The organism is Bacillus sp. FSL R5-0560 (genome assembly GCF_037966305.1).
Taxonomy (GTDB): domain Bacteria; phylum Bacillota; class Bacilli; order Bacillales; family Bacillaceae; genus Bacillus; species Bacillus mojavensis.
In genome coordinates this window covers 1390645-1417034 of sequence record NZ_CP150195.1, presented here as the reverse complement: position 1 = coordinate 1417034, position 26390 = coordinate 1390645, and the positions used below count along the sequence as shown (strand labels likewise).

General features: G+C 45.4%; 31 protein-coding genes and 1 pseudogene. 5 read left to right on the top strand and 27 right to left on the bottom strand.

What is annotated here, in order from left to right:
* Positions 1-6 precede the first annotated feature (6 nt).
* The 15 genes and pseudogenes from NST56_RS07335 to NST56_RS07265 form a co-directional block, all read right to left on the bottom strand.
* Entirely contained in the window at positions 7-495 is a 489-nt protein-coding gene (locus tag NST56_RS07335) for an HK97 gp10 family phage protein (RefSeq protein WP_339181048.1), read from the bottom strand.
* On the bottom strand, positions 492-848 hold the full coding sequence (locus NST56_RS07330; RefSeq protein WP_010333901.1) for a DUF3599 family protein: 357 nt from the start codon (positions 846-848) through the stop codon (positions 492-494). Before NST56_RS07330 ends, NST56_RS07335 begins: the two co-directional genes overlap by 4 nt.
* Positions 845-1228 carry a DUF3199 family protein gene (locus tag NST56_RS07325; RefSeq protein WP_010333900.1) on the bottom strand — a complete coding sequence of 128 codons (384 nt, stop codon included), beginning with the start codon at positions 1226-1228 and terminating at the stop codon, positions 845-847. Before NST56_RS07325 ends, NST56_RS07330 begins: the two co-directional genes overlap by 4 nt.
* 23 nt (positions 1229-1251) lie before the next feature.
* A pseudogene (locus NST56_RS07320) lies at positions 1252-2190 on the bottom strand (phage major capsid protein); the annotation flags it as partial.
* Positions 2191-2211: 21 nt separating this feature from the next.
* A complete protein-coding gene (locus tag NST56_RS07315) occupies positions 2212-3039 on the bottom strand; it encodes an XkdF-like putative serine protease domain-containing protein (RefSeq protein WP_010333898.1) in 828 nt (275 codons plus the stop codon).
* Positions 3040-3058: 19 nt separating this feature from the next.
* A complete protein-coding gene (locus tag NST56_RS07310) occupies positions 3059-4549 on the bottom strand; it encodes a phage portal protein (RefSeq protein ID WP_010333897.1) in 1491 nt (496 codons plus the stop codon).
* On the bottom strand, positions 4550-5851 hold the full coding sequence (locus NST56_RS07305; protein ID WP_339181045.1) for a PBSX family phage terminase large subunit: 1302 nt from the start codon (positions 5849-5851) through the stop codon (positions 4550-4552). It abuts the gene before it with no gap.
* Positions 5848-6639: a terminase small subunit gene (locus tag NST56_RS07300; RefSeq protein WP_326333575.1), complete on the bottom strand. Its 792-nt coding sequence runs from the start codon at positions 6637-6639 to the stop codon at positions 5848-5850. Before NST56_RS07300 ends, NST56_RS07305 begins: the two co-directional genes overlap by 4 nt.
* Positions 6640-6755: 116 nt before the next feature.
* The gene (locus NST56_RS07295) at positions 6756-7265 is read right to left on the bottom strand and encodes a sigma-70 family RNA polymerase sigma factor (RefSeq protein WP_229147944.1); all 510 of its coding nucleotides are present in this window, start codon (positions 7263-7265) and stop codon (positions 6756-6758) included.
* A 116-nt stretch (positions 7266-7381) separates the two neighbouring features.
* Positions 7382-7588: an XtrA/YqaO family protein gene (locus NST56_RS07290; protein ID WP_010333893.1), complete on the bottom strand. Its 207-nt coding sequence runs from the start codon at positions 7586-7588 to the stop codon at positions 7382-7384.
* Positions 7575-7934 (bottom strand): hypothetical protein, encoded by a 360-nt coding sequence (locus NST56_RS07285; RefSeq protein ID WP_010333892.1) that lies wholly within the window; start codon positions 7932-7934, stop codon positions 7575-7577. Before NST56_RS07285 ends, NST56_RS07290 begins: the two co-directional genes overlap by 14 nt.
* 84 nt (positions 7935-8018) lie before the next feature.
* Complete coding sequence (locus tag NST56_RS07280; protein ID WP_010333890.1) at positions 8019-8186, bottom strand: hypothetical protein; 168 nt, start codon at positions 8184-8186, stop codon at positions 8019-8021.
* Positions 8186-8986: an ATP-binding protein gene (locus tag NST56_RS07275; RefSeq protein WP_339181039.1), complete on the bottom strand. Its 801-nt coding sequence runs from the start codon at positions 8984-8986 to the stop codon at positions 8186-8188. The genes NST56_RS07280 and NST56_RS07275 overlap by 1 nt, the downstream gene beginning before the upstream one ends.
* Positions 8886-9722: a phage portal protein gene (locus tag NST56_RS07270; protein ID WP_339181036.1), complete on the bottom strand. Its 837-nt coding sequence runs from the start codon at positions 9720-9722 to the stop codon at positions 8886-8888. Before NST56_RS07270 ends, NST56_RS07275 begins: the two co-directional genes overlap by 101 nt.
* Entirely contained in the window at positions 9709-9888 is a 180-nt protein-coding gene (locus NST56_RS07265; RefSeq protein WP_229147937.1) for a hypothetical protein, read from the bottom strand. The genes NST56_RS07270 and NST56_RS07265 overlap by 14 nt, the downstream gene beginning before the upstream one ends.
* Before the next feature lie 178 nt (positions 9889-10066).
* Here NST56_RS07265 and xre point away from each other — a divergent pair, with 178 nt between their 5' ends.
* Together xre and NST56_RS07255 are read left to right on the top strand one after the other, a co-directional pair.
* Entirely contained in the window at positions 10067-10408 is a 342-nt protein-coding gene (gene xre, locus NST56_RS07260) for an HTH-type transcriptional regulator Xre (RefSeq protein ID WP_339181034.1), read from the top strand.
* Between the two features lie 163 nt (positions 10409-10571).
* Positions 10572-11168 carry an ImmA/IrrE family metallo-endopeptidase gene (locus tag NST56_RS07255; protein WP_010333884.1) on the top strand — a complete coding sequence of 199 codons (597 nt, stop codon included), beginning with the start codon at positions 10572-10574 and terminating at the stop codon, positions 11166-11168.
* A 44-nt stretch (positions 11169-11212) separates the two neighbouring features.
* On the opposite strand, the gene NST56_RS07250 is transcribed toward NST56_RS07255, so the two are convergent.
* Positions 11213-12049 (bottom strand): manganese catalase family protein, encoded by an 837-nt coding sequence (locus tag NST56_RS07250; RefSeq protein ID WP_010333883.1) that lies wholly within the window; start codon positions 12047-12049, stop codon positions 11213-11215.
* A gap of 67 nt (positions 12050-12116) precedes the next feature.
* A complete protein-coding gene (locus tag NST56_RS07245) occupies positions 12117-12728 on the bottom strand; it encodes a poly-gamma-glutamate hydrolase family protein (protein ID WP_339181032.1) in 612 nt (203 codons plus the stop codon).
* Between the two features lie 510 nt (positions 12729-13238).
* On the opposite strand from NST56_RS07245, the gene NST56_RS07240 reads away from it, so the two are divergent.
* A complete protein-coding gene (locus NST56_RS07240) occupies positions 13239-13466 on the top strand; it encodes a hypothetical protein (RefSeq protein WP_026014694.1) in 228 nt (75 codons plus the stop codon).
* A gap of 263 nt (positions 13467-13729) precedes the next feature.
* Here the strand turns inward: NST56_RS07240 and NST56_RS07235 are convergent, their stop codons facing one another.
* The 3 genes from NST56_RS07235 to rapA form a co-directional block, all read right to left on the bottom strand.
* Positions 13730-14674, bottom strand: coding sequence for an N-acetylmuramoyl-L-alanine amidase (locus NST56_RS07235; protein ID WP_339181031.1), 945 nt, complete (start codon positions 14672-14674; stop codon positions 13730-13732).
* Positions 14675-14950: 276 nt separating this feature from the next.
* Positions 14951-15085 carry a phosphatase RapA inhibitor PhrA gene (phrA, locus tag NST56_RS07230; protein ID WP_010333880.1) on the bottom strand — a complete coding sequence of 45 codons (135 nt, stop codon included), beginning with the start codon at positions 15083-15085 and terminating at the stop codon, positions 14951-14953.
* Positions 15075-16211, bottom strand: coding sequence for a response regulator aspartate phosphatase RapA (gene rapA, locus NST56_RS07225; RefSeq protein ID WP_339181030.1), 1137 nt, complete (start codon positions 16209-16211; stop codon positions 15075-15077). Before rapA ends, phrA begins: the two co-directional genes overlap by 11 nt.
* 202 nt (positions 16212-16413) lie before the next feature.
* Between rapA and NST56_RS07220 the strand changes: the two genes are divergently transcribed.
* Positions 16414-16878, top strand: a complete 465-nt coding sequence (locus tag NST56_RS07220; RefSeq protein ID WP_339181028.1) for a DinB family protein — start codon at positions 16414-16416, stop codon at positions 16876-16878.
* Positions 16879-17219: 341 nt separating this feature from the next.
* Positions 17220-17984 carry a sulfite exporter TauE/SafE family protein gene (locus NST56_RS07215; RefSeq protein WP_044156273.1) on the top strand — a complete coding sequence of 255 codons (765 nt, stop codon included), beginning with the start codon at positions 17220-17222 and terminating at the stop codon, positions 17982-17984.
* Between the two features lie 37 nt (positions 17985-18021).
* Here NST56_RS07215 and NST56_RS07210 read toward each other — a convergent pair whose 3' ends face one another.
* The 7 genes from NST56_RS07210 to NST56_RS07180 form a co-directional block, all read right to left on the bottom strand.
* Complete coding sequence (locus tag NST56_RS07210) at positions 18022-19515, bottom strand: altronate dehydratase family protein (RefSeq protein ID WP_339181025.1); 1494 nt, start codon at positions 19513-19515, stop codon at positions 18022-18024.
* Positions 19512-20951: a tagaturonate reductase gene (locus NST56_RS07205; RefSeq protein ID WP_339181022.1), complete on the bottom strand. Its 1440-nt coding sequence runs from the start codon at positions 20949-20951 to the stop codon at positions 19512-19514. The genes NST56_RS07210 and NST56_RS07205 overlap by 4 nt, the downstream gene beginning before the upstream one ends.
* 78 nt (positions 20952-21029) lie before the next feature.
* Complete coding sequence (locus NST56_RS07200; protein WP_339181019.1) at positions 21030-22031, bottom strand: LacI family DNA-binding transcriptional regulator; 1002 nt, start codon at positions 22029-22031, stop codon at positions 21030-21032.
* 87 nt (positions 22032-22118) lie between these two features.
* Positions 22119-23387, bottom strand: coding sequence for an MFS transporter (locus tag NST56_RS07195; protein ID WP_326330586.1), 1269 nt, complete (start codon positions 23385-23387; stop codon positions 22119-22121).
* Between the two features lie 45 nt (positions 23388-23432).
* Entirely contained in the window at positions 23433-24269 is an 837-nt protein-coding gene (locus NST56_RS07190) for an SDR family oxidoreductase (protein WP_010333873.1), read from the bottom strand.
* Positions 24266-25345, bottom strand: a complete 1080-nt coding sequence (gene uxuA, locus NST56_RS07185; RefSeq protein WP_339181015.1) for a mannonate dehydratase — start codon at positions 25343-25345, stop codon at positions 24266-24268. Before uxuA ends, NST56_RS07190 begins: the two co-directional genes overlap by 4 nt.
* A 23-nt stretch (positions 25346-25368) precedes the next feature.
* The gene (locus tag NST56_RS07180) at positions 25369-26388 is read right to left on the bottom strand and encodes a zinc-binding alcohol dehydrogenase family protein (protein ID WP_339181013.1); all 1020 of its coding nucleotides are present in this window, start codon (positions 26386-26388) and stop codon (positions 25369-25371) included.
* Positions 26389-26390 lie beyond the last annotated feature (2 nt).

The window sequence follows — 26390 nt, the reverse complement described above, 5'->3', positions numbered from 1 at the left end:
CCTCCTTTACATCTTTTTCAGCCACTGGCGCAATTTATGTTCCATTGATGTTGCAAACAGCTTTTCATATAGAAGCAGTGCATGCTCCCAATAGCCCGTACCGGGTATCCATTTTTTCTTGAGTGCCATGCCTGTGGAAGAAGCCGGATCATAGATAAACCGCGAGCCTTGAAAATGCCCCGGCACCCATCTCACATCGTCTCCTTTTGACGTCCAGTGGCCGTCATTGAGAAAAGAGGCATATTCAAGCTGGGTCCCGACCTCAAGTGAGAGTCCGCCGCTTTGTGCCATCCAGAGGTTGTCCTCTGAGCCTTTCTGAAAGGAGCTGAGCAGTTTTTCTGTATCTATCGTTTGCGTGCTGATGATTTCAGATTGTACGATCTCCAGAAAATCTTGCCCGCACTCTTCAAGCCACCGGGACGCCTCGCGGGAAAAACCGCCGGATGCCGCTTCTTTTAACGATGCGTTCAGCTGTTTAAGTCCCGCTATCTTCATAGACTTTCATCCCTGACAGCGATGACTTCCCAATGATGGTGTCTGATCTTTTTTGGCAGCTTCAGAATATAGCTGTTGTGTTGCCAAATGATTTTGTCGTTCATACGGATATCCGAAGACCCTGGAAAATGGACAAGAAAGCTGTGGTACACGGTTTGATCAGGCTCCTCCTGAATCAGCTGCTGCGTTTTTTCTGTAAAGTAGCAGGGGACATTTTCTTCATCGGGTGTATCCGGATATGAAAATACCGGCTGAAGCTTGTCCGCCGGAATCCCGAATCGTCCCGCCAGCGGCGACTGCGCTGTTTCATGATAAATATCACAGCGATGGATCAGCATCTGCTGATAGCTCATAACGACCGCACCTTCAATCTGGCGGACTCCGGAACATAATCCGGTTGGATAAACTCTTCCAGCAAATGATACACATCGGGCTTTTGAATACCGGCTTCACCGGAAACCGTGTAGGAGTAATCCCCCATTTTCTCAGACTGATAGCTTGATGCCGCTGATTCGTCGCTGTTTACTAGCGCAAAGTATTGGGCGAGCTTCAGCAAAGCTAATTTTGCCTTTTCAGGAAGCGGATCGTAGACGCTGTCTGTAAAGCTGTGCCCTGTAATGAGGGCAGCTTCCGATTCCGCCTCGATGATATCCTGCGCCAGCAGTTCTTCCGGCCTGTTTTTCACCTGGTCATAGACCGAATAAGAAACGATGTCAGTCGGTTCGATGAGCATATAAGCTGGCCACCCCATTTCTATTATTCTTTTACGTTAATTAATTTAGCGCAGGCATCCTCTTCCTCGAATTTGCTGTCCAGCTTGGCTGTTAAGACAATGATGAACTTACGGGAGCGGATATCCTTGTCGACTTCGATTCGAATATTGCGCGAGAAGCCGAGAATGATATTTTTCGGATGTGTCAGAATGATATCAGACGCATCATATTGCGCGTCTCCCTCTCCGACTGCGTACGGCTGGATATTGGATACCCCTTTTACCGGTACGCCGAATGCTGTGGACAAGCCGCCTTGAACAGCCTGGTCCCCAAGATTTGTCTGACGGTCCGCCACGCGGTCCTTCCATTCAATTTCTAAGCCGTGAGAGGTATAGAATCTGAATTCCTGAGGGATGCGCAAATATTTTGGCGGAACAGCCTTTAAGCCTTTTTTAAATGTCGCTCTGGACAGTTCTTCACCGTTCATATCGACGATGTGGGACACTGCTTGTTTACGGATCCCGTCAAGCTGCGCCAGGTATGGATCTTTTGATGCGGTATCTCCGTTTACGATCAGCTCTTCAATATCAACTGCCGCCCGCTCTGCTAAAATTTGCATGATCGTTTGCTGCAGTCCGCCTTTTTCGATATTGTTTTCGAGCGTGTCGTACGTAATGTTAATTTCCGCAATGACTTCCTTTGTGTTCAGCTGGACAGTGCTGGTCGTCGGAACCGTCAGCTCGTCTGTTGTCAGCGCTTTTCCTTCTTGAGCTGCACGTAAGATACGCTGGCCGAAGCCGATTTTCTCAAATTTTTGTGAATCGTTTTCCATTTGAATCACGCGGGATTCACTGAAAATGGTCGGCGTGTTTTGCACCATGCGGATAAAAGCTGATGCTTGTGCAGGGTTCATGAGCCCGCCGCTTTTTAAAGCAGAAAGCGACATTTCCGCTTTCCGAATGATCTCTTGATTTCTCAATTGATTTCCTCCTCTTTGACTGGTTTACAGCAGTCCGCTCCAGATTGTTTTTTTGACTTGCTCTGTATTGCCGGCCGCATCGTCCGCCGTCTGTTTAGAGGCTCCCCGAGCTTTTTCCAGGGCTTCAATGCGTTCGATCAGCGGGGCAATCATGTCCTCAACGAGCTTCTTCAGGCGCTCGTCATCTCCCGTCTGCTCCGGTTTTTCCTCTGTTTCTGTGTTTTTTTCAATGGTCTCCAGCCGTTTGAGTAACGGATACAGTGCATGCTCGATTGATTCCCTCATGTCTTCTTTCCTCATGTCTTCAGTCTCCTTTCCTGTTTTGTCGGCCAGCAGCTGCTTGAACACGCTTAAGAATCCGGCTTTTTCAACCGGTTCTTCTTCATGTACATCCGCAGTGCCCGCCATGCTGTAGCCGGTGATGATGCCGGCTTTGATCTGTTCCCACACCTCATCTGACGCTCTTGTCACAAGCACCCACGAGCCCTTTGTAATCCGTTTTGTTCCGATGATAAAATCATCGGGCGCCACATAGGATTCAACGACCACGCCTGTGCCGCCTTCAAAGCTGTGATTGATATCAATCTCCCGCGCGTCTGCAAGAAAGCCATGCGCCGCTTTTTCAATTTCTTCTGCGGTCATATAGTCGCCGTGGGCATCTGGAACATCAGGCTCATACACAATTCCGTATACAAGCTTTTGTTCATCCTGCTCGCTTTTCGTAAACAGCCGAACCTTTTTTTCAAATGACGGAGGTTCGGCTGACTTCGTAAAGAAAAATTCTGTCTGGTTTGCCGCCTTGTCCACATAGCTGACAAAGCTGATTTTGGCATTTTTCAATTCCCGCGCCACCTGCTTGATTCACCTCCCTTCAGGACGTTTTGATATCTTCGATGCTGTCCTTCAGCTCCTGCATAAGTGCTGTCAGATTCGTCTTTTCAGCATCTTGTCCGGCAGGGCGTTTGTAAACGTCCTCCGGCCACTCCTCAAGCGTTTTGCCGAGCACCCGTCCGGCAAGGTCTCGTAAATCATTTGGCGAAACGGCTCCAGCCGTAATAAAAGGACCGAGCACTTTCGCAATCTCAAGCGGATCACGAAAGTCCGGTCCTTTTAATGTCAGCCTCACATCATGAAGATTCAGCTCCGGCAAAAGCAGTGTGTTCAATTTGTTGACAAGCGTTTTCCGCTCTGGCTGAAACACCTGTTCCTCCGTAATTTTTCTCGCTGTATCAGCCGTAGCCCGGTTGTATTCCTGAGCTTCTCCCGTATAAAGCGGGGGCAGACGGAAAGCAGAGCGCAGCTTATTTCTGCTTTTTTCATCATATTCAAGAAACAAGGCGTCGTTTTGCAGGATTTCCGCAAGAGATTTGATCTCCACAGAAACCGGCGTGATATCTTCACCGCCGTGTAGATCCTTCTCCTTCGCGATGCCTTCCGCCTCAATCAAAAGAAATTTATGGGCGTTTTCCACACCTTCAAGGTCATTCATGTACGCCTGCAGCTCCCGGTAAGACGCTTCAGACAGCATCCCGTTTTCCACTGTAATCGCAGCGGGTACGTGACGCCCCTGCTTAAAGTACATAAAATTGAGCTCTTCCGCTTTCCGGGCGCCGTATAAATTGACGATATTGCCTACCCAGCGGGGCACGCCGTATACGCCGCTTCCGATTTTAAGATGGATCACTTCATTTGCTTGGTGCTTTTCAGCCAGTGTGCTGACATATTCGCCCGTGCGCATGTCCATCTTTCGAGGATCGCCGTATTCTTTGAAAAATACTTTTTTTCCATTGATCATCTGCACAAATTTCCGAAACCGTTTCTGCCTTTTAATTCTCTTCACTTTTCCATTTTCTTCATACATAAAAGATACTTCGACAGGCTCGCCGGCCCCGCATACGCGCATATATTTCACATCCAAATATTCAATGCCGGCCGGTTTTCCCATTCCGTCGCGAAGCACTTCCATAAAGCCGTTTCCGGTTTTTTCCCTGTCTTCAATGGCATAGCCTAAAATCATTTCAGCAGATTCATCAAAGTGAAGGCATTTGTAAAAGGCTTCAAGTCTGGCCCAGTCTTTTTCCGCTTTCTTCTTTTTCTCCTGGTCGACCTCCGTGGCATTGACATCAAACGTGTACTCCACATCAAAACCAAAACCAGTAATATTCACTCTGTACGCATCAATGCATTGCTGAAGAATGGTTGAGTATTCAGCAATTGTTTTGAGCTCGGTGATATTGTAGGGCGGAGCGATGATATCCTCTCCGTACAAATCAGAAAAGTCGTCTTCATAAATTTGCTTTGTCTGAGGAGCAGATGCATTGGCTTTTAAAACGGTTGCTCTGACTGTTTGATTGTGCGGCATTTATGACCTTCTCCTTTCTCTGTTCGGACGGATTCGTTTTTGCGCTGTCTCCTTCACATCTGCGACCTCATAATCATCAAGCGCATACCAAATGGCAGAAAGCGTATGCGGATCGATCGTGAATTCATCCTCAATCAGCGCACCGTTTTTATCTTTGGCATACGTCAGTGTCTTGAGCTCATAGATGACATTTTCACAGCGATCCGAACAGAAAATTTTTTTGAAGCGTTTGACCTTTTTGGTATATTGAAGCCTGGAGCCGGGAAACTTTCTGGCTCCGACCATCCGAAACCCCTGCTGGCGGAAATATTGAATGCTTTTCGGCTCAGCAGAGTCGGCTTTGATCATTTCCTGTGTTTCAAGCAATTCCCGCAGCTCCTCAGCCGTCCTGTCATCTGTCATTTTGTTTTTATAATACTCCCAATAAATGTAGAGATATTTCTTATCAGGATCGACGGCGAGACGGACAACAGCATTGTAGGATTCTTCAAAACCAAAATCCATGCCCGTGCGAAGGATTGGCTGGCTGATGGCCGCAATATGCTCTTCGATAAGGTCGTGCGGGAGCACCTCAAACTGCGGCAGCACCCTGATTCCATTAACGCCGAACCTGCCTTTTCGGGCAATTCGGTAAAGGTCTGGATCATACTCCCTCAGTCCGTCAAGCTGCCTGATATAGCTTTCCGGGAGAAAGAGGTTGTCGTTTGCCGTGGAATGATGATAATACGTATCTCCCCTGACAAGTGTCCGCTTTTCGTAAAGCTCGCTGTCATCCAGCACAAACCGCTGATTGCGTTCATCCCGAAAAAAATGCCGGTATGTCCAATTGGAGGTGCCGACGGGATTGGTGGTGCAAATCATGTGCAGCTTCAGCTCAGGGTGGCGCAGACGGCCGATTAATTCCTTAAAGCCTTCATACTTCACCTCAGAGCACTCTTCAATCCATATTAATGAAATGTTGTGAACAGATTTCAGCTTCGCCGGGTTGTCCATTCCTTTGAACATGATCCGGCTGCCGTTTTGAAACCGCAGCTGAAGCGGGGAAGAAAGTGTTGCGGCTGCCTTCGTGAGACCAAGCTCTTCAATCACCTCTTCAAATAAAGCGAAGGTCGAATCCCGGTGGGTATCGAACACCTCGCGGACAACGAGCGCCGTCCGCTTTTCCTTCAGCAGCTTTAATACGATTTTCAATGCGGTATGATAGCTTTTAGATGAGCCATAGCCGCCGACGAGAAACTGGTACGTCTGCTCCCAATTGAACACGTAATCTTCAAAATGAGGATTGATTTCTTTTACAATCATGCCTTGTCCTCTTTTCGTTTGATCATGATTTCAATTGGCTCGCGGCCGTCATCAGTTTTATCCGCTTTTTGTTTCGCGAGCTTTAACTTCTCATTTTCTATTTTTTGCTTAAATTGATCCGGAAACAAATCAAAGTATAATGACAGCTTTTCAAGTGCTTTCATTTTATCGGCAAGCTTAATGGCGATGCCTTCCTTGCCGAGCTTTGCCTCCGTGACAATGGTGCCGTCAACAAGACCGGAGTCTTTGACATCGACAAAGCTGACTTCCTTCATGATCGGGTTATCATCTTCATCAAACAGCGGTCCTGACTTCCCGACGGCCTGCACCTCTTTTTTGCCAAAGGTCACATAATCCGTGATATCGGCGAACGCGATTTTGACATATACCTGCAAAACGTCCATCGCTTCAATAAACACTTCATTCACCATTTCTTTTTTTATCCGCCTGATTTCAGCGGCAACCTTTTCATTCTTTAACAGCCGGCAGCCCGTCACATGGGCGCTGTCCGGAGAATAGCCCGCCTTGATCGCTGATTGTGTCGCATTGAAGCTTTTTACGTAGTAGAGGCAGAACAGCCGCTGCCGTTCATTTAATTCATCGTTTTCTATGCGGCGCTGCTTATGTCCGTTTTCAGAAAACAAGGCTTCTTTCCATCTGTCCTGTTTTTTCCAAATGCTGATTGTTTTCGCCGAAACGCCGATTGTGTCTGCAATGGCCCGGTTTGTGATATTTCCCTGATGGTGCTGATAGATTGCTAATGCTTGTTTTCTTTGTTGTGTTTTCATGCTACGGCATCACCGCCACCTCCAGCATAGATTTCTATTCATAAAAGCGGCCGGTAATGCCGGCCGCTTATGTGTCATGCTCTTTTCACTTATAGGTGGCAAACGTATGACAAGCTTCAGGCAAGTGATCGGTTCATTTCCTCCTGCTGTCTCTGCATCTTTAATAGAGCCCGTTTGATGGTCGTCTGCACAGTTGATTTTTTGACGCCAAGAAGGTCAGCAATGCGTTCATAAGAAAAGCATTCTACCTTATGCAGCAAAAACATTTCTTTCTCCCTGTCCGTTAAAAGGGATAAAGCTTCTCGGATTCTGTCCTTGTCTTCCTCAGATACCTGTCCGTCCGGCTCAAACATCATATTGCCAGAAAATGATTCTATGATTCTTGGATCTTTGATCATCAGCCGCTGATACGCATCACGCCGGTCAATCGCCCGTCTGATGCCGGGCTGCCTTCCTTTTTCAAGCCATTCTGTTACATATTCGAGGTCTGTGATGATGTTTCTGATAATCTTTTTATCCTTCATGTCTTCAGCTGAGAGCACTGATTCATCTGCTTCAGCGAGCGGTTTATAAAGTGTTCTTGTTTGTTTTAATGTGCGTTTATATTCAAATAATAAATCTTGCATTCTATGATTCCTCCTCATTTGTGCAATAAAAAAGCGGACACCAATCAACGCACAAATGCTGTGCATGTTGATCAGTGTCCGCAGGCTTTCCGTCTTGGACGTATTCTTTTTTCGCTTTAGTTTAATTTGTAGCCGATTTCAAATTCTACTCGGGCAAGGTCTCCCTTTCTCGTTTCAACAAGCGTTTTCCCGTGCTCTGGAGCTTCTGTGATCCAGGCTTCATGCTTTATGCCGTCGACTATAATAACGCGGATTTTCCCATCCTCAAGCTGGCTGTCGAGCGTGATGGAATCAATATTTACGAGTTTTTTAGGATTGATCATATGTCTTTTCCTTCCTTTCGGGTTCAGCGCTTTTGTTAGCTTTTTCTAATACCCTTATGATGTGCTCCTTGGAATGAGCGGAATTCCCGTTCAGAAAATCCAGCGCCGCTTTAGCCGCTTCCTTCAGCTCAGGTGCGGCTGCCATCAAGTTGGCATTGCTTATTTGCGAAAAAGAGCTGAGGTCAAATACAGCGGCGATCAGCCGGCCGTTTGAATAAGGGAATCTCTCTTTTTCTTCTTCACTGTAAGCAGAATAGATATAAATTGGCTTCGTATCTCCGCATGCGACAGCACGCCACGGCGCAGGACTCATTTCAAATTGTTTTGTTTCTTGCATCTGCTTCACTTCCCGTCATCCTTGTACCATTGTTCGATGTTTTTTTCTGTTCGCTTCGCACGAAACAGCAAAGCGAACAGAGCAGCCAGCTGTTTAATCACGGGCATTCAGCCCCGCTTTTCCGGCTGTCAGCATTTGTTCCAGCCTTTGAATAACTGGCGTTAAATCATTGCCGGACCGGCAGTTCGGACATGGATGAAAAACCGCTCCGATCCCGGTATGTTCAACAATTACTTTCTTTGTATGACAGAGCTTGCACATTATCTGATGCCCTCCAATCTATGATTCAGGTCATACGCTGTTCCTTTGATAATCACTAAATAATCACTGCACATTTCATAGATTCTCGTGCCGATCGCTTCATCAACCCGGACAAGCGTTTCAATCGTAAGCTCGCTTGAAAGCAGAATCGGTTTATGATTTAAGTAGCGGTAGTTCAAAACGGAATACATTTGTTCCAGCTGCCAATCAGTGGCGCGCGGTTTGCCGTTTACCGGTTTAAAGAGATCATCAATGAACAGCACGTCTGCCTGCTTTATTCGGTTCAGCTTAGCTTCCAAAAGATCAAAATCATTTTTTAAATCAGTAAAGCCTTCGACGAATGGAAAATAAATGACCGGCACATGGCGCTTTCTCATCAAGTCATTAGCCGCAGCAGTAAGAAGGTGTGTTTTCCCAGAACCGGGCTGACCCAAAAGGGCGATGCTGTTTTTCCGGCTGTCCTTGATGTGTTCATAATCCGCCACAAACTCTTTGGCGCATTCAAACGCGTCCTTGACGACCTGTGGCTTCCCTTGGGTGCGGAATTCATGAAAGCCAAGCTGTCTGAAGGCAGGGGTAATTTCACTGGCGCCCAGCAGCCGTTTCACTTTTCGTTCTGCCATACAGCTGCACATTGTCCATACTTCCAGACCGTCTTGCCGGCTGAGATATCCCCCCTGATCCTTGCATCTCTGGCAATCATACCGGCTTGCGTCTGATTCGGCCGGTTTGTCCGCCAGTAATGGACGTCTCCCTTTTCTCAGCTCGTCTAAAATCTGCTCGATTGTATGTTTTGTCATTACTTTCATTCCTCTCATGTTGTATTGCGGCGGTCTTTTTGGCTTGCTGCGCGAAAAATCGGTCTTCGATGAATTTCGAACAGTAGCGAAAGGCCTTTATCGTTTCAGAAGCAGCGGTTCGCCGGTTTTCAAAAGCTTGAAAACATTCCTCAAGCCATTTGATTGTTTGCGTTACAGGAACGCCGATGGCGACAATACGGGCGATGGCTTGATAATCTCTGGAGGAAGGATACACGGTGCGTCCTTCTTGAGCCGACCGTAATTGTGTAAACCGCTTCGCAATGTGATCCACTGCATCATCAGCAGCAGTATATGTTTTTGTTTTATCTATATTAGAGCGGTCTTCTTTGTCCAGTGCCAGCGGCGGAAATGACCGCTCTTTGTCGCTGCGTTGCTCCGTTTTGTCCGATCTGAAGCTGAATTTTTTGGAATGCTTCACAGAAATCATGAGTCCGTATGGCGCGCGGGCAGCCTTTATGTATCCATGGCTTTCAAGAAGCTCCAGCCATCTTCTGACTGTTTTTTCACTAACACCGAATACGGCTGCCATCTCTTTTGCTTTTAATGGCTTATGGCCGAGCACAATTCCCCAGTTCACGCCGTCCATTTCAATTTCTTTTGTCGTTGAGCTGATAAACCAGAGAAACAGCCACAGAGCCGACCCTATTTTGTCATAATGTTCTGAATTCAACAGCCCTGAATACATCGGAAAAGGATAGCTTTTATCCCCTTTCATTGCGTTTCACCTCTTCTTTTAACAGCAAGTACGCTTGAAATTGTTCTCGATTTTCAAAATGGAATACCGGAAGGCCGCATGCCGTAAAAGAAATGGAGCCGCCGGATTGTCCGAGATGGCGCTGATCTATCGGATTTTCACTAAAAACGATTTGAATCGGATGCATGTGATCACTCTCCCGATTTGTTTTTGATACAATTCGTATCAACTGTTACCAAGTATAAACGATACATTTTGTATCATCAAGTTATTTTTGATACTTTTTTTATCATAACTTTATTTTGATACAGATTGTATCTATAATCGTAAGTAACTTAGGAAGTTAAAAAAAGAGAGGTCATAGTATGATAGGCAGCAGATTGAAGAGTCTCAGAGGGAAAAGGACACAGGAAGAAATCGCAACTCACATCGGTGTATCGCGCGCACGCTATTCTCATTATGAAAATGGGCGAAGCGAACCTGATTACGACACACTGCAAAAGCTGGCTGATTACTTCCAAGTGACAACCGATTACTTATTAACAGGAAAAGAAAAACAATCTGACGATGATATGTTTTCTGATCCGGACTTGCAGCTCGCATACCGGGATATGCAGGATTTTTCCCCGGAAAGCAAGCAGCAGGCCATCGAATTTATCAACTATTTAAAAGAAAAAGAAAAGAACCGGAAACCGAAAAACAAATAAATATTTTTTCTGTTCTCTAAAACATATAAAAAATAGACCGATATAAAGAAAAAAGTGTTTATTTTTTAAAGAAAAGGGAAAGATTTCAACACACTTTTTTAGTCCTAAACGGGCTTTTCTTTCTCGCTACAAACAGAACATACGTTCGAAAGGGAGTATTCAATTGGGCGATTACTTATCACATCTGGAGGAATACGTAAAAAATTTATACAGTCGGCTGGGCATTACCTCTCCCCATCACATTGACATGCTGAAAATCGCAAACGACCTTGATATATGGGTTCATTTCGAGGAGATGGGAAGCATGATGGTAAAATACGACGGCATGTACAGTATCATATTGAACCAAAAAAAGTCCCAAGAAGAGCAATGGGAGGATTTTGGCCATGAACTGTGCCACGTATTAAAGCATGCAGGCAATCATTTTCAGATGAACAAGCTCTTCAGGGAGCTGCAGGAATTCCAGGCGAACCAATTTATGTACCACTTCTGTGTGCCAACCTTTATGCTGTTGCAGATGGAACTGCCGCAATGGAGAAGTCAGGCTCTTGCAACCATTGCGACGGTATTCCGGGTGACAAAGGACTTTGCTGAGAAAAGACTTGAAATGTTTGAACGGCGTAAAGCAGGTATTCAATTTCAGAAGAGGCTTGCTTATTTATTATCACATAAGCGGCCAAATGCGTACGAGGAAGGCGATCAGCAGCACTTGCAGGTCGCTGAAGAAAAAGCATTGTATCAAATCGGCAAGTACAGCTAATCAAAAACGGGCTGGGGACATTTGCCCTCAGCCCGGCATAGATATTAATATTTCGACATCGGAGGCATGGTATTCTGCAGCCACATTGGCGCCGGTTTAAGATGAGGCGCAGATGCGAACGCAATCGGAGCCGGGATATACCTGAACTCGCCCCGGCCATCAAAGGCTTCGCCATGAGCCCACCTTCCCTGTGAGCTTTCATCCCCTCTGGAAAAGTTAAACAGATCATAGGATACTTCCTGCTTTTCTAGCTCACGCGGAAATGTCGTGGGAACGACAATATCCCGTTCTCTTTCTTCCAGCTCTTTAATCGCTGCATACCACATATTTTGATGATAAGTATCCCTTGCAATCAAAAATGACAGCATATCTCTTACCCCGGGATCATCAGTCATGGCATAGAGTCGCGTCACCTGAAGGCGCCCCTGGGCTTCCGCATTTAAGTTTGCGCGGAAATCCGCCAGCAGATTTCCGCTAGAGATAATGTATTTTGCATTCCACGGATAACCCTCACTATCTGATGCCATCGCACCTAAGCCGGACACAATAGCGTGCTGAGGGTTCATCCCTGACATCACGGCTGCAATAGCGGGGTTGCTTTTATAAGCATTTTCCTGTACATCAGCGGGAGCACCATCCAGAAGCCTGGAAATCATTGTAGCCAACATTTCCACATGTCCGATCTCTTCCGTCCCCACATCACATAGCAAATCTTTATACTTGGCATCTGCCCTGCAGTTAAAACCCTGAAACAAATATTGCATCATCACGCTAATTTCACCAAATTGGCCGCCAAGCACCTCTTGAAGCTTTTTCGCATAAACAGGATCCGGACGGGAAGGCTTTGCCTGATATTGAAGCTCTTTAATATGATAAAACATGAGTTCATTCCTCCCTACGCATTCACACATTCACAGCGTATGAAGAAATAGGCAGTTATTGCAGGTCCTACTTGCTTTTTCCATAAAAACCAAGCTTAACAGCATTCACATATTGAGAAAAAAGCTTGTTTTCTATGTACCGTCCTTTACGGCAGCCAAAATTGTGAAATAACGCGCTCCGCTGCGCCGTACTCAGTTCCAGCTGCAGCCCCATCGCCCTTTTTGTCCGATTGACGATGTTTTGCGGATGGACACCTGCCAGCCGGTCTTTTTCATTGACCAGTTCCGCACTGAACCCCGCCTCATTCAGCAACTCACAAATGGCTGCTGCTTTTCTCCGATCCGCGCCTCCAACCAATGTATGCGGCTTTTTCAGATCACGGTAGCCGTGAAAGGCCAGTGCGAATCGGTGGGCGTTTACTTTTTCTAAGGCAAGCGGTTCATCAAAACGAGTGCTTGTCAGGTGAAGCGAACGGTTATTGCGCTGCTTCAATCCTTCAAAAATATAAATGGAACATTGATCAGCAAATGCCCGCACCAGTTCGCTGACGCCAGGCTCAATTCTTCCGCCGTGAGGACCAAGAACAATATGCTCGCTCCCGCTGTTCTCTTCATAAATAATCCGGTACTCCGATTCAGACGCAGAAAGGGATATAAAACTGTCATACATATCTTTCATGCTAAGCGCTCTCCTTTATCAGTCAGCACCAGTTTACGCTACTCATCTATGAATGAAAACCTTTTTATCGTATTTACATTTCAGGAGATAGATAAAGGGTTTATTGGTGGATTGACTCTACAGCGGAGGCGAAAGAAAAGTTAGCTCTTCTTTTACTAGAGAGGAAAAAATGCGGCGTTTACATTGGAGTGTGATTCTGACATACGTCTTATACGGTCGATCAACAGGTGGATTACTCGGTAAAAAACAATCGTACACAAGCATATCAAGGTACAAGGCGGAAAAAAACATGTTTACTCAAACGAGGCTAAACTATTATTACGTTTATTCAGCAGGATTTCTATTTTATGTCTTCAGGCTTGCCAAATCTTTCAACAAGCTGGCACGCTATCTATTATTATCAGTTTGTTTTTTAAAACAGCCTTTTTTTGTCGACGAATACATATGACCATACCATCTCTTTTTGAATTCATATAATAAAACTGATCAAACATTAAAGGAGGAGTAAGCATGGGTTATTATAAAAAATATAAAGAAGAGTATTACACTTACAAAAAGAAATATTACAAGAAGTATTATGACCATGATAAAAAGTATTATGATGATCATGAGAAAGATTACGATTGCGACAAAAAGTGCTATGACCATGATAAAAAATATTATGACCATGGCAAAAAGTGTTATGATCATGACAAGCATGACTATGATTACAAAGTAGAATATAAAAAATATCACTAAACCTTTAACTTTCTATTTATTTTCCCCGGTAATTACCGGGTCTTTTTTTTTCTGTGTTAATGCTCAAAGATTGTTGCTTCTCTAGATTTCCTTGGCAGCTTTAAGCCTAGGAAATTGTCAATAACACTTAAATCCTTTTGTGGCGCGGCACTCCCCTGCTGTACCAAATCAGTCTAAAAGTATATCTGATATTCAAGAGGTTCTCACTGCGTTTATGTAAGATGAAAAAGGAAGCTCCATTCAGGTGAAGCTTCCTTTTTTCATTATAGTTTTTGTTCCATTTTGGCTTTCGTTTTCGGCCCGTAAATGCCGTCTGCCGTTAATCCGCTGACAGATTGAAAGCGCTTGACAGCATTTGCTGTTTTTGGCCCATATACACCGTCCACCCCATGATTCTTCGCCCCTTTATCAGGATAAAAATATAGAGCTGCCAGTGCAGTTTGCACCTGCTTTACTTTTGTGCCTTTTGTCAGCGGGCTCGTTACTTTGATTATCCCGGATGGCAGCGGGTATGAGGATGGGGCATGGCTTTTAGAAGAAGCGGTCCCGGAAAGCTTGATCTCCTGTCCGACTTTAATGAGATTTGGATCAGTAATGTGATTGAAGCTTTGCAGTGTTTTCACACTCACACCATGTGATGCTGCAATGCCGGACAGCGTATCTCCTTTTTTTACATAATACACTTGCGCAGAAGATGAAGCTTTTTTCGCTGATACGCCACCGTTTAATTCCTTTTCAATTGCCGCCTTGACTTGCTCCCAGCGCCCCTCTGATAAAATGCGGTGCGGACAGTATTTACCGTTCCAGTCTTGGTGCTTTTTGACACGGTCAATTCCCCAGCCCCGCTCCTTCAAAAGCTGTGCCACAAAAGAGATCGCCAATGCCTCGGCTGCCTCGTACTTTGGGCCTCCCGATTTGCTGTAGCAAATTTCAACGCCGATCGACTTGCGGTTGCCTGTACCGTTTGTGCCGTCACCAGTATGCCAAGCGTTACGGTTAAGCGGCAGTCCTTGAATCACCTCTTTATCGTCAACCGCGAAATGAAAGCTTGTCGAGCTGGTGTTCCCGATCATGTAGCTGATTTCATTGGCAGCGGACGCGTCGTTGGCCGTGTTGTGAATGGTAATGTATTCAGCGGACATCGCATTCGGGCATTTCAGCGCGTACTTCGCCTCAGAAACCAAATTTTTCTTCACTTGAATGCTCACCTATCATCTCTCCTTTTTCTTTTTTCATTAATAGGTGGCATTCGTAGGACGTAAATATTGTGTCTTCCGTCACCTTCGCGCTTAATAATTTAGGCCCATTCAGCGACGCTACAGGCGGAGTTTTCGTCATCAAAGCGTGCTCACTGAAGAGGCGCCCGAAATATCGGACAAGCTGATCAATTGGTGTCCAGCGGGTCCTCTAAAGCTGGCCATTAAGGAATGGAAGCTAAAATAAAAAAGACCCTTCCGCAACCGGAGGGGTTTTTTTCGTTATCATCATGTTTGATTGCGTGCCGCAATATGAAATGTTTTTCCCTCTGTATCCGCTGTTTCTCCTGCATGGACCATCTCCTGAGTAAAGCTGAACACGACCGCAACGATTAACAAACCTGACATCCATTTAGATTTCATATAAACAATCTCCTCTCTGGATTTGTTTTTGTGCGTGCACCATTTTCTCATAAAAGGAAAGTGCTTTTTCAGGCTGTCCGTTTTCTATATAGAATTGGGCAGCATCATGCGCCAGCTCTTCAATGTAAGGATACAGCAAATGTTCTTCGAGAAATTGAAAGGTGTGTGAGACTGATTCTGTGTCAATGTTTTTTCCGTATAACGCATGTAAAAATTGAAAAAGCTCCACGAATAATTCATCGCTATACTGACGGGCGATTTCCAATCCTTCACGATATTGCTTTTGCGCCTCGGCATCATTTTTTTGTTTATACAGAACTTGTGTTAATGAGTAGATAGAATGCGGAAGATTATCGAACTTTTCCGACTTGCAAATAGAAACAGATTTCTCAAAGTATTCGGCTGCCTTTTGCAGTTCACCCATTTTCTCGTAACAGTTTCCGAGATTGTAAAGGGCCGAACTGATCAGGCGGGGATTGCCTTCTTTCTTTGCAAGATCTAAAGCCAGTTCTAAATGGGGCAATGCTCTTTCCGGATACTGCATATCATCATAATTACCTGCAATAACGAATTCACATTGGATTCTGCGGACAGTGTACGTTTCATACATCTGATACGTTTCTAATGCCTGAACGGCATAGCTCATAGAGACATACGTCTGCTTTAAATTGTAAAAGATCTCAGCCATTTTAAAAGCAAATTCAGCTTTTTCAATGTCGTCTGACACAAGGGCAAGGTTCTTTTCTGCCCTCTTATAGTACATCATGGCACTGACAAACATTTTCTGCTTAAATTCATACATCCCGCGAAAAAAGTTAAAATAGTACTCGAGCAGTCCTGTCAGCTTGTACTGATTCCCTTCGATGTCTTCTAATAATTCTGAAAACTCTAGCTGTGAGGTGTCCTCTCCAAAAGGCTTAATGTAATCCAGCATAACACGGTGCCTAAATTCCATTAGAGAATAATACAGCAGCAAATCTTGATCTTCTTCCATATCCTCGATTTCTCTTTCTACTTCGAGCTTGACCCGTTCTGCTTCAGCTACGTGAAACTGCCGGATATGGGTATACCATTCATTAATTTTAAGCCCGACATAAGAGGACGGAATAGTCTGCTTCATCCTCAATTAATCCCCCCTTTTATATACCCGAGATATGTCATATTTTATCATATTTACAAGAAAAAGAAGAACGCAAAAAGACCGCAATTGTCGAATTTCGGCTAACCGCAAGAATATACAATCAATTCTTAGCATATTGCTTGTTAATTTATGCCCATTGATATAGGATTTCATTGCACCATTTATTTTGAATATGGAGGAGATTCTATTGACCCAATCCACTCAAATTGTGAGTCACTTTTTGTCACATCGCAATGTGACGATTGAGCTGACAGAAAAAATCAGCAAAGACCATTACAGCTACAAACCGACGGAAACATCAATGTCAGCAGAAGAGCTGGTCAAGCACATCCTGACGTCTTTCTATCTGTTCGCAAATGTCATTAAAGAAGGCAATGCCTCACCTTTTCAAAACCAGCAGGAAGAAACGGAAACGGATCTCAATGTTTTGGCTAATACGTATACAGAAAAAACGGCTGCCATCCTTGAACAGCTGACTGAGGAACACCTTAACAGAGAAATTGATTTGACAGCTGCTTTCGGAAGAAAAGTCACTGGAAGCGCATTGCTTCAGCTTGCGCTGGAGCATGAAATTCACCATAAAGGCAACCTGTTTGTTTATGTAAGAGAAATGGGCCATACGGAGCTGCCGTTTTATCAGCAGCGTATGTAACCTAAAAAAAGATACCTGACCTAAAGGTATCTTTTTTTATTGCCTTCGTTTCCTACCGCATCCAATACACACCTCGATTCCCAGTGACAGCCGGTATTGGCACAAAGATGGCTGACTGGTTGACCTAATTCAACCAAATACCGACCCGAATGACCTGTTTTAACCGGTCAAACTTACTCCCATCTCGTCCTGACACTCATTATGGGGCAAATGAATAAAGATATTGAGCATACAAAAATCAAAGAAGCATCCGTACAAATATTCAAAAAATTTAATTGATTAAAGCGACCTAATCATATATAATCTGATAAAAATAGTCGGGTTTTCAGGAGGCCTTTATCATGAGTGTTAGCATCATTTTGATGGGTTTGTTAGTCGGTGTCTTAGTCGGATTGACAGGTGTAGGCGGAGCTGCGCTTTTAACTCCTCTTTTAATAGTGCTTGGAATCAATCCTTCCATAGCGGTCGGCACGGACCTTGTCTATAACTCAATCACCAAGCTGTTTGGCGTTGCGTCCCATTGGCGGCAGAAAACAATCAATTTTAAATTGGTAAAATACTTAGCCATCGGCAGTATTCCGAGTGCTTCTATAGCCATTGGCATACTTCATTTGTTCCCCGCCTTCCACCAGCATCAGGAAGAGATTATTAAACACGCTCTTGGTTATGTTCTGACCCTAGTTGCCATTTCGATCATCGTCCGCCTGTTTCTGGACAAAAAACTTCGCCCGAACCGCTGGCAGCTGATGCCGCTAGAAGATAAGCGAATGCTTACGATTCTTATCGGTGTCGTGTTTGGATTTATCGTCGGCTTAACATCGATCGGTTCCGGCTCGTTGTTTGCGATTGCTATGCTGTACTTATTTAAAATGAAAACATCCGACATTGTCGGAACCGATATTGCGCATGCTTTTCTGCTCGTTACTGCGGCAGGTATTTTAAACGCAAGCTTCGGGAGCGTTGATTATTTGTTAGCGGCCAATTTGCTTATCGGTTCCATTCCGGGGGTGCTGGTTGGCAGTCATCTCTCACCTAGATTTTCACCCCGTCCGCTGCAATTTATTATGGCATCCATTATCTTAATCAGCGGACTAAAGCTGATTTAATCAAGAAAGGCTATCCTTTACAGGATAGCCTTTCTTGTTATAGCGTCACACCCGATTTAAAAATAGCAAGCTCTCTGAAGTCATTTTTTTCGTGATTCACAAGCTCTCCGTTTGCAACCTTCGTGATATAATCGATAAACTCTCGAAGCACAAATTCCTCATGAACATCATCCTCTGCTAAGAGACCTGCGTTAAAATCAATCCAGTGCGGCTTCGTCTCGTACAGCTGTGTATTCGTCGCCACCTTTACTGTTGGAACAAAAGTGCCGAACGGCGTGCCTCGCCCAGTTGTAAACAGGACAATGTGGCAGCCCGCCGCAGCCAATGCGGAGGAGGCGATTAAATCATTGCCTGGCGCGCTCAAAAGCGTCAGTCCATTTGTCTTAAGCACTTCTCCGTATTTTAATACATCTGAGACAGGAGAAATCCCCGCTTTTTGCGTACAGCCCAGCGATTTATCCTCAAGGGTGGAAATGCCGCCTGCTTTGTTGCCTGGCGAAGGGTTTTCGTACACCGGCTGATCATGCTGTATAAGATATTGTTTAAAATCATTAATTAAATCGACAATCTTATGGAATACCTCTTCATTGGCAGCCCGCTGCATCAGCAGCGTTTCCGCACCGAACATCTCCGGTACCTCCGTCAGAACCGTGCTGCCCCCTTGCGCGATGATATAATCAGAAAACCGTCCGAGCAATGGGTTCGCTGTGATGCCGGAAAAACCGTCAGATCCCCCGCATTTCAACCCTATTTTCAGTTCAGAAAGCGGGATGTCTTCCCGTTTATCCCCTTTGGCTGCTTTATGGATGTCCTTCAGCAATGCGACACCTGCCTCCATTTCGTCTGTCACCGACTGGGATTCGAGAAACTTCACCCGATCCTTGTTGACATCCTGAAGTGCTTTTTCCATTGCTGCCAGCTCGTTATTTTCACAGCCGAGCCCCAGCACCAAGACACCGCCGGCATTTGGATGGCGAATGGCGTTCAGCAGGATTTGCCTAGTATTTTCATGATCATCGCCAAGCTGTGAGCATCCGTATTGATGTTTTAACACTAATACATTGTCAAACGGGGCAATATCCCCCGTTTCTCTGACAAACCGCTGAAGCATTTTTTCGGCAATTCCATTGACACAGCCGACGGTTGGCACGATCCATAATTCATTACGAACACCGGCATTTCCGTTTTCTCTTCTATATCCTTTAAATGTCCGGTTCTCATGCGTGTATGGATTTTGTTCAAATTTCGGTGTATAACTGTACGTTTGGATATCAGATAAGTTTGTTTTTGTATTATGAACATGAATATGCTCTCCAATAAAAATTTCTTTTAACGCATGCCCGATCGGAAACCCGTATTTGATGATGCTGTCATTTTCCTTTATATGCTGCAATGCAATCTTATGCCCTCTTTTAATATCATCTTTTACTTCAATCATCACGCCGCCCGCATCCAGCCGCTCTCCCTTCTGAATATCACGCAAAGCAAGCAAAACATTATCCTGTCTATGAATCTTTATAAATGATTTCACAGCACTCTCCCCCTTTGCAGACAGCATTGTTCAAGAGCCCGCTCCATTCCCAGTTCATGAATATGATTCAAGTACTCAGCGACTCTCTCAGTCAGCTTCGGAATCTCATTCAGATTTGCTCCCCACAGCCATTGTTCTCCTAATAAGGCTGAAGCGATACGGAGCATATCTCCGGTCTCCTGATTCCAAACCTCTTGGAAAAATCGAAGAACAGCCGGGTCATCCTGCATTTCCCTATTCCGATAACTATACAGAAGCGCGCTGAATGAAAACACTAAACGTGCAGGAAGCTGTTCCTTCTGTTCAACAAATTCCTGAAGGGTCGGCAGGTTTCTCGTTTTGAATTTTGACACTGAATTCAGTGCGATGCTTTCTACATAATGTTTGATGTACGGGTTTTTAAATCGATTCAGCACATCCTCCGCATATTGAGTAAGCCCTTCCATTTTCAAAACAGGAAGTATTTCATCATGAATCAGTTCCTCAACAAAGCGCCCCACTGCCGGATGTTCAACTGAATCACACACCGTTTTCAAACCGTATAAAGAAGCCACTGGCGTCATTGCCGTATGCGCGCCATTTAAAATTCTCACTTTTTTCGTCCGATATGGGGTCAGATCACTGACAATCTTTGTATGGAGACCGGCTGCCTCAAAGGGCAATTCTTCTTCAATCCAATTCGGCCCTTCAATCACCCATAAATAATACTGTTCTCCCACAACAACCAGTTCATCTTGATAGCCTAATTCCGCAGTGATCTCATCAATGCTGTCTACAGGATAACCGGGAACAATGCGGTCTACTAAACTATGACAAAACGTGTTGGCGTTCTGAATCCATTGCGTAAACCCCTCTTCCAGCTCCCATAGATCAGCATAATGCAGAACCGCTTCCTTTAGCTTTTGTCCGTTATTTTCAATCAGCTCACATGGAATCAAGACACACCCTTTTGTCTCGTCTCCGGCAAATGCCTGGTAGCGAAAGTACAGAAAAGCTGTTAATTTCCCTGGAAATGTTTTTTGCGGCCTATCCTCTAAGCGGTCTTCTTTCTCACAAACAATACCAGCTTCGGTCGTATTAGAAATGATAAAACGCAGCTCTTCGCTTGAAGCCAGCTTTTTGAACTCGTCATAGTCGGAAAACAGATCAATCCCGCGGCTGATTGAATTGATAATCGTCTTTTCGTTTACCGCTTCCCCATCCTTCATTCCCTGTAAAAAAAGAGTATACAAGCCATCCTGGTCATTTAATCTATTGATTTTCTCTGAGCCTCTCGGCTGTACAACTGCGACACTTCCATTGAAATCAGTATGCCGATTCAATTGTTCAATTTGCCAATCGACAAACGCCCGCAGAAAATTCCCTTCCCCAAATTGGAGAATCCTTTCTGGATACTGTGTATAGCTTTCATACAATTTTTTATTCAGCTTTTGCACCGTCATTGCCTCCCTTTCATATTTATGCACACGTTAACATTTTTCTGTATAAAGAATGCCCGCTGGAAAAACGGGGCATCATGTCGTGACATTTTTTACAGAGTCACGCACCATAAACTCTGTGTTTTCAAAGATTTTTTCTGCTTTTGTATCAGGTGTGCTGATCAGCGCCAATAATTTTTTTGCACCGAGCACGCTGATTTTCTCGACAGGACGTTTCACTGTTGAAAGCCTTGGCGTAATATATTGCGAAAAACCAATATCATCAAATCCGATGACAGATATATCATCAGGCACGCGCATCCCCTTAGCAAATATGGCATTCATTGCTCCGATCGCCATGTCATCATTCGAACAAAAGACAGCGGTTGGAATGTTCGGAAGCGCCAGCAAACGTTCCATCGCCTGAAAGCCGCTCTCCATATCGTATTGCCCTTTTACACTGTATTCATGTTTAATCGGGATATGATGGCGAATCAGCGCCGCTAAGTAGCCTTCCTTTCGCTGCTGAGAGGATTTAAATCCTTCGATTCCCTCAATGATTGCGATGTCTTGATGTCCGTTTTTAATCAAGTATTCTACAGCTTCCTGAGAACCTTCCTTGTCATTGGACAATATGTTGGTAATGCCCCTGTCATCGATATCCCGGTTCAGCACGACGAGCGGGATCTTTTTTTCCTGAATATGATAAATAAAAGAATTATCAATATCACTTTGACTCATTAAAATAATGCCGTCATATCTCATTGGTGTTACAGAATCATAGCTTTTCAAATCATCAATGCCGCGCACATACAGATTGTACTCCTCGCTGATCGCCTGGTTTACGCCTTTTATGGTATCAGCGAAAAAACTGTGTGAGGTTCCGTTTGTGATGCTTGTAAAGAAAAGCCCGATCGTATGGGATTTTTGCATTGCAAGGCTTTTCGCATTCACATTCGGTGTATAGTTGAGCTGGGATGCAAGCTCCAATATTTTTTTCTTCGTGTGTTCTTTAATATAAGGGCTGTTATTGAGTGCTCTGGAAACGGTTGTATGGGATACGTTTGCAAGTTTTGCGATATCTTTAATGGTTACCATCTATTTCCCTTCCTTATCATACCGGCTGCGATTAGTTATTACATATTGTATCATCAAACACACCGCCTCTCCCACCATATTTCCAGATTAATAAGAAACCGTATCATCAGCATGCGTTCCGGCAGTGCTGCTGATGATCGGCCGCACAAAACGGATGACAGCCAGCGAAGCGAATACGGCCAGCCCTCCGGCAAGTAAAAATGCGCCAGAAAAAGTACCTGTCCGGTCAACAATAAAGCCGGTCAAAGCGGGACCGATGATGCCTGCGGTGTTGGCGAGAAAATGCATGAATCCGCCAACAGAACCGACATTCTTTTGATCGACTACATCCTGAATAACAGCCCAGTAGATCGCACCCGTCAAATATAAAAAGAAGACGGACAGAGCCACGAGCGTAACAGCGCTTACAGTTGTGGTGACAAGCCCAGCCAAACCAATCAATACCGCGGAAGAAAACAAACACGTGACAAGCACGACTTTACGCGAAAACAGCACGCCTTTCCGGACTGTTTTTTTGTATACATAATCAGAAACAAATCCCCCGGCTGCCAGGCCGATAAATCCTAAAATCCACGGAATGACTGTGATGACACTCATTGACCCAACACTTAATCCCCGCTCCTCGACAAGATAGCTCGGAAACCACGTCAAAAAGAAGAAGAGGATGTAGTTGTAAGCGAAAAAAGCAAACGCCGTGAACAAGACTGTTTTTTGTTTCAGATAAAAGGTCAGCGGAATTTTCTCCTCGGGAGCGGCTTCAACTTTCATCGCAGGTGCATTGCCCATTGGCTTAGCCGGCTTTTCTTTTACGAATTTTAACCAGAGAAATGCCCAAATCAATCCGATGATCATGATCAGAACGAAGGAAACCTTCCAGCTGAATGCAACGGCGATCATGCCGACAATTGGGCCGGAAATGGCTCCGCCAAGGGGCGTTCCGCTATTTGTGACTCCGACAACAGACGCCCGCTGAGTCGGCGGGAACCAGTTATTGACCATTTTATTGATGGTCGCCGAAAGCGGCCCTTCCCCCATTCCAAACAAAATTCGTATGATCAGCAGGCTGACAAAGCCAAAAGCCAAAGCAACTGCTCCGCTGAACAGCGACCAAACGACCATGGCCACAAATAAGGTCAGTTTTGCTCCATAGCGGTCAGATGCCACACCGCCGAGAAAATTGAAAACGGCATATCCAATCGAAAAACTGCTGAAAATCAAGCCCATTTGTGTAGCGGACAGTGTGAGATCATCCTGGATGAATGGAGCTGCAATGGATAATGCCGAACGGTCCAGATAGTTAATTACACCAGCCAGGAACAAAAAAAGGATGACTGGAAGCTTATCTTTTGAAAACATCTCAACCTCACCCCTATGTTGGTTCAGTATCTGTAGCTGCTTTCGTCACACTCCTGAATAAGCCATAAACCCTCCATCGACAGGAACGGTAATGCCGGTGACAAAGCCTGAATAGGAATCATCCGCCAGCCAAAGAAGCGTGCCGAGCAGGTCCTCTGGTTTTCCAAAACGCTTCATCGGTGTTCCCGCAATAATCTTTTTAGAGCGGTCTGTAAAGCTTCCATCCTTATTGATCAGCAGATCGTGATTTTGTTTTGTTAGAAAAAAGCCTGGTGCGATTGCGTTAACCCGCAGTCCGGTTTCCGCAAAATGAACAGCCAGCCACATTGTAAAGTTATTGATTGATGCCTTGGCCGCACTGTACGCCGGGACCTTCGTCATAGGTGAATAAGCGCTCATTGATGAGATATTTACAATGGCCGGTGAGTCTGCCTTCAGCAGTTCCTTTCCAAACACTTGGGTAGCCAGAAATGCCCCAGTGAAGTTGGTTGAGAAAACAGTTGAAAATCCGTTTTCATCCATGTCAAAGAATGATTGCCCTTCTCCCTCGTCATCATATGTCTCCACATCAGTAATCGCAGCGGGATGATTTCCTCCTGCTCCGTTAATTAACAAATTGACAGCGCCAAATCGGCCAAGAATTTCAGTCTTCGCCTTCTCAAGCGACGTCCTGTTCAGCACATCAGCAGAAACGGAATATGCCGTACCGCCAGCTTCTGTAATGTCCCGCACAACCTCTTGGCCTGATTCAGCTGACCGGTTCAGTATCGCCACCTTCATACCATGGCGGGCAAGCTCCCGGGCCATTGCCGAGCAGAGCACACCGCTACCGCCTGTGATAACAGCAACTTTACCTGCCAGCCGATGATGAAGAGGAATCATAATTCCACCTCTTTTTTCGCCATTGATTCGTATGCGTCCCACAGTCCGTTCAAATACATGATGCCTAAAGCGCGATCATATAAGCCGTAGCCTGGACGGCATTGCTCTCCCCAAATATGGCGACCGTGATCCGGCCTGACATATCCGTTGTAATCCTGCTTGTGCAGTTCTGCCATAACCCCATGAATATTAATTGAACCGTCCTTTGTCAGATGAGACGTTTCAATAAAATCGCCATTTTCAAAGATCTTCACATTACGGATGTGTGAAAATGGAGCAAGCCCGGCATATGTTTTAGCAATTTCCACCATATCATTGGCGGGATTGGCCCCCATTGAACCGGTACATAAGGTGATGCAGTTAGAAGGTGAATCTGATATGGCCCGCAGCTTCTCATAGCTTGCCTCTCCTGTGATAATACGCGGCAATCCGAAAATCGGCCAAGGCGGGTCATCCGGATGAATGGCCATTTGAATGCCGTGCGCTTCAGCAACCGGCAGAATTTCCTTCAAAAAGAACGATAAATTGTTCCAGAGCTGTTCTTCATCGACCGCCCTGTAGGCCTCAAACAGTTCTTTGATCTGAGCCATTTTTTCAGGCTCCCACCCCGGGAGTGTCAGGTCAGACGCTTCTTCCACCGTCCGGATCAGCTCTTGAGGCTCCAAGCTCTCCACTTTGGCTTTCTCAAAAAACAGAGCGGTTGAGCCGTCTTCCAGCGGACGGAACATGTCGGTGCGCGTCCAGTCGAAAATCGGCATAAAATTGTAGCAAATCACTTTCACGCCAAAAGCAGACAGATTGCGGATGGTCTGCTTATAATGTTCAATGTACCGGCCGCGTTCTTCGCTGCCCAGTTTAATCGCTTCATGAACGTTCACGCTTTCGACAACCTCCGCATGAAAACCATGGGATTGTATATATTCCGTCTCGGCTTTAATTTCTTCTATTTCCCACACTTCCCCAACAGGTTTGTGATGGAGGGCCCAGACGATGCCTTTCACCCCGGGAATTTGTTTCACGTGTTCAAGTGTGACTGTATCGTTGCCTCGTCCATACCATCGAAATGTCATATTCATCCTGCACCTCCGGATTGAGCCTTTTAATCAAATGTGATCACTGCCTTCCGCACCTGGTCGGGATGCTCCTTGATAAATTGAAACGCGTGATGGACATCATCAACTGAAAACGTATGGGTGACGAGCCCGTTATGCGCTAACCGGCCTTCATTCAGCAGCTTTACAACCTTCGGAAACTGATTTGTCTGGAGTCTTGAGCCGGTAATCGTGACTTCTTTTTTTGTAATGGGGAGCTGAGGAATTTGTGACGCTCTCTCATCAAATCCAAGCACCACCACACGCCCTGCCGGAGAAACGACATCAACAGAAAGCTCAAAAGTCTCAGGGAGACAGACTGCATCAATGACTACATTGGCTCCTTCACCTCCCGTCCATTCCCGAACCCGCTCAGCCGCATGTTCTGTTTGAACATTCATAACAGCGTCCGCACCGTTCTCAGTGGCAAATGCCAGCCGCTCATTATTTAAGTCGGTTATCATGACGGAAGCACCCGCAAGCTTTGCCATTTTTAACACACAGATGCCGATAGGCCCCGCTCCCTGAATCAGAACGCGATCGCCCTTTTCTACCTGTCCACGCCAAACGGCTTGGGCACCTATCGAATAAGGCTCGGCCATCACTGCCTCCTCCCAGGGCAGCTCTTTTGAAACGACGTGAAGCTGCTTTTCAGGAAGCACAACATATTCCCGCATCCCGCCATCTTCATGAACGCCAAACACAGAAAGCTTCGCGCAAACATTCGGCCGGCCTTTACGGCAGGCATAACAGTTTCCGCAATAAGAAATCGGTTCAATCACAACATGGTCGCCGGCTTTCAGGCCTTTAACATTCGCACCAACCTCCTCCACCTCTCCCGTTACCTCGTGTCCGATTACTCTCGGAAGGGTCGCAAGCGGATTCGTGCCATGATAAATATGCATGTCAGAACCGCAAATTCCGACTCGTTTTACTTTGACGAGCACCTCATCAGCCATTGAAAGAACAGGCTTTTTCATGTCTGCTGTCACCAAATCATACGCTTTTCGCACTTGAACCGCTTTCATTT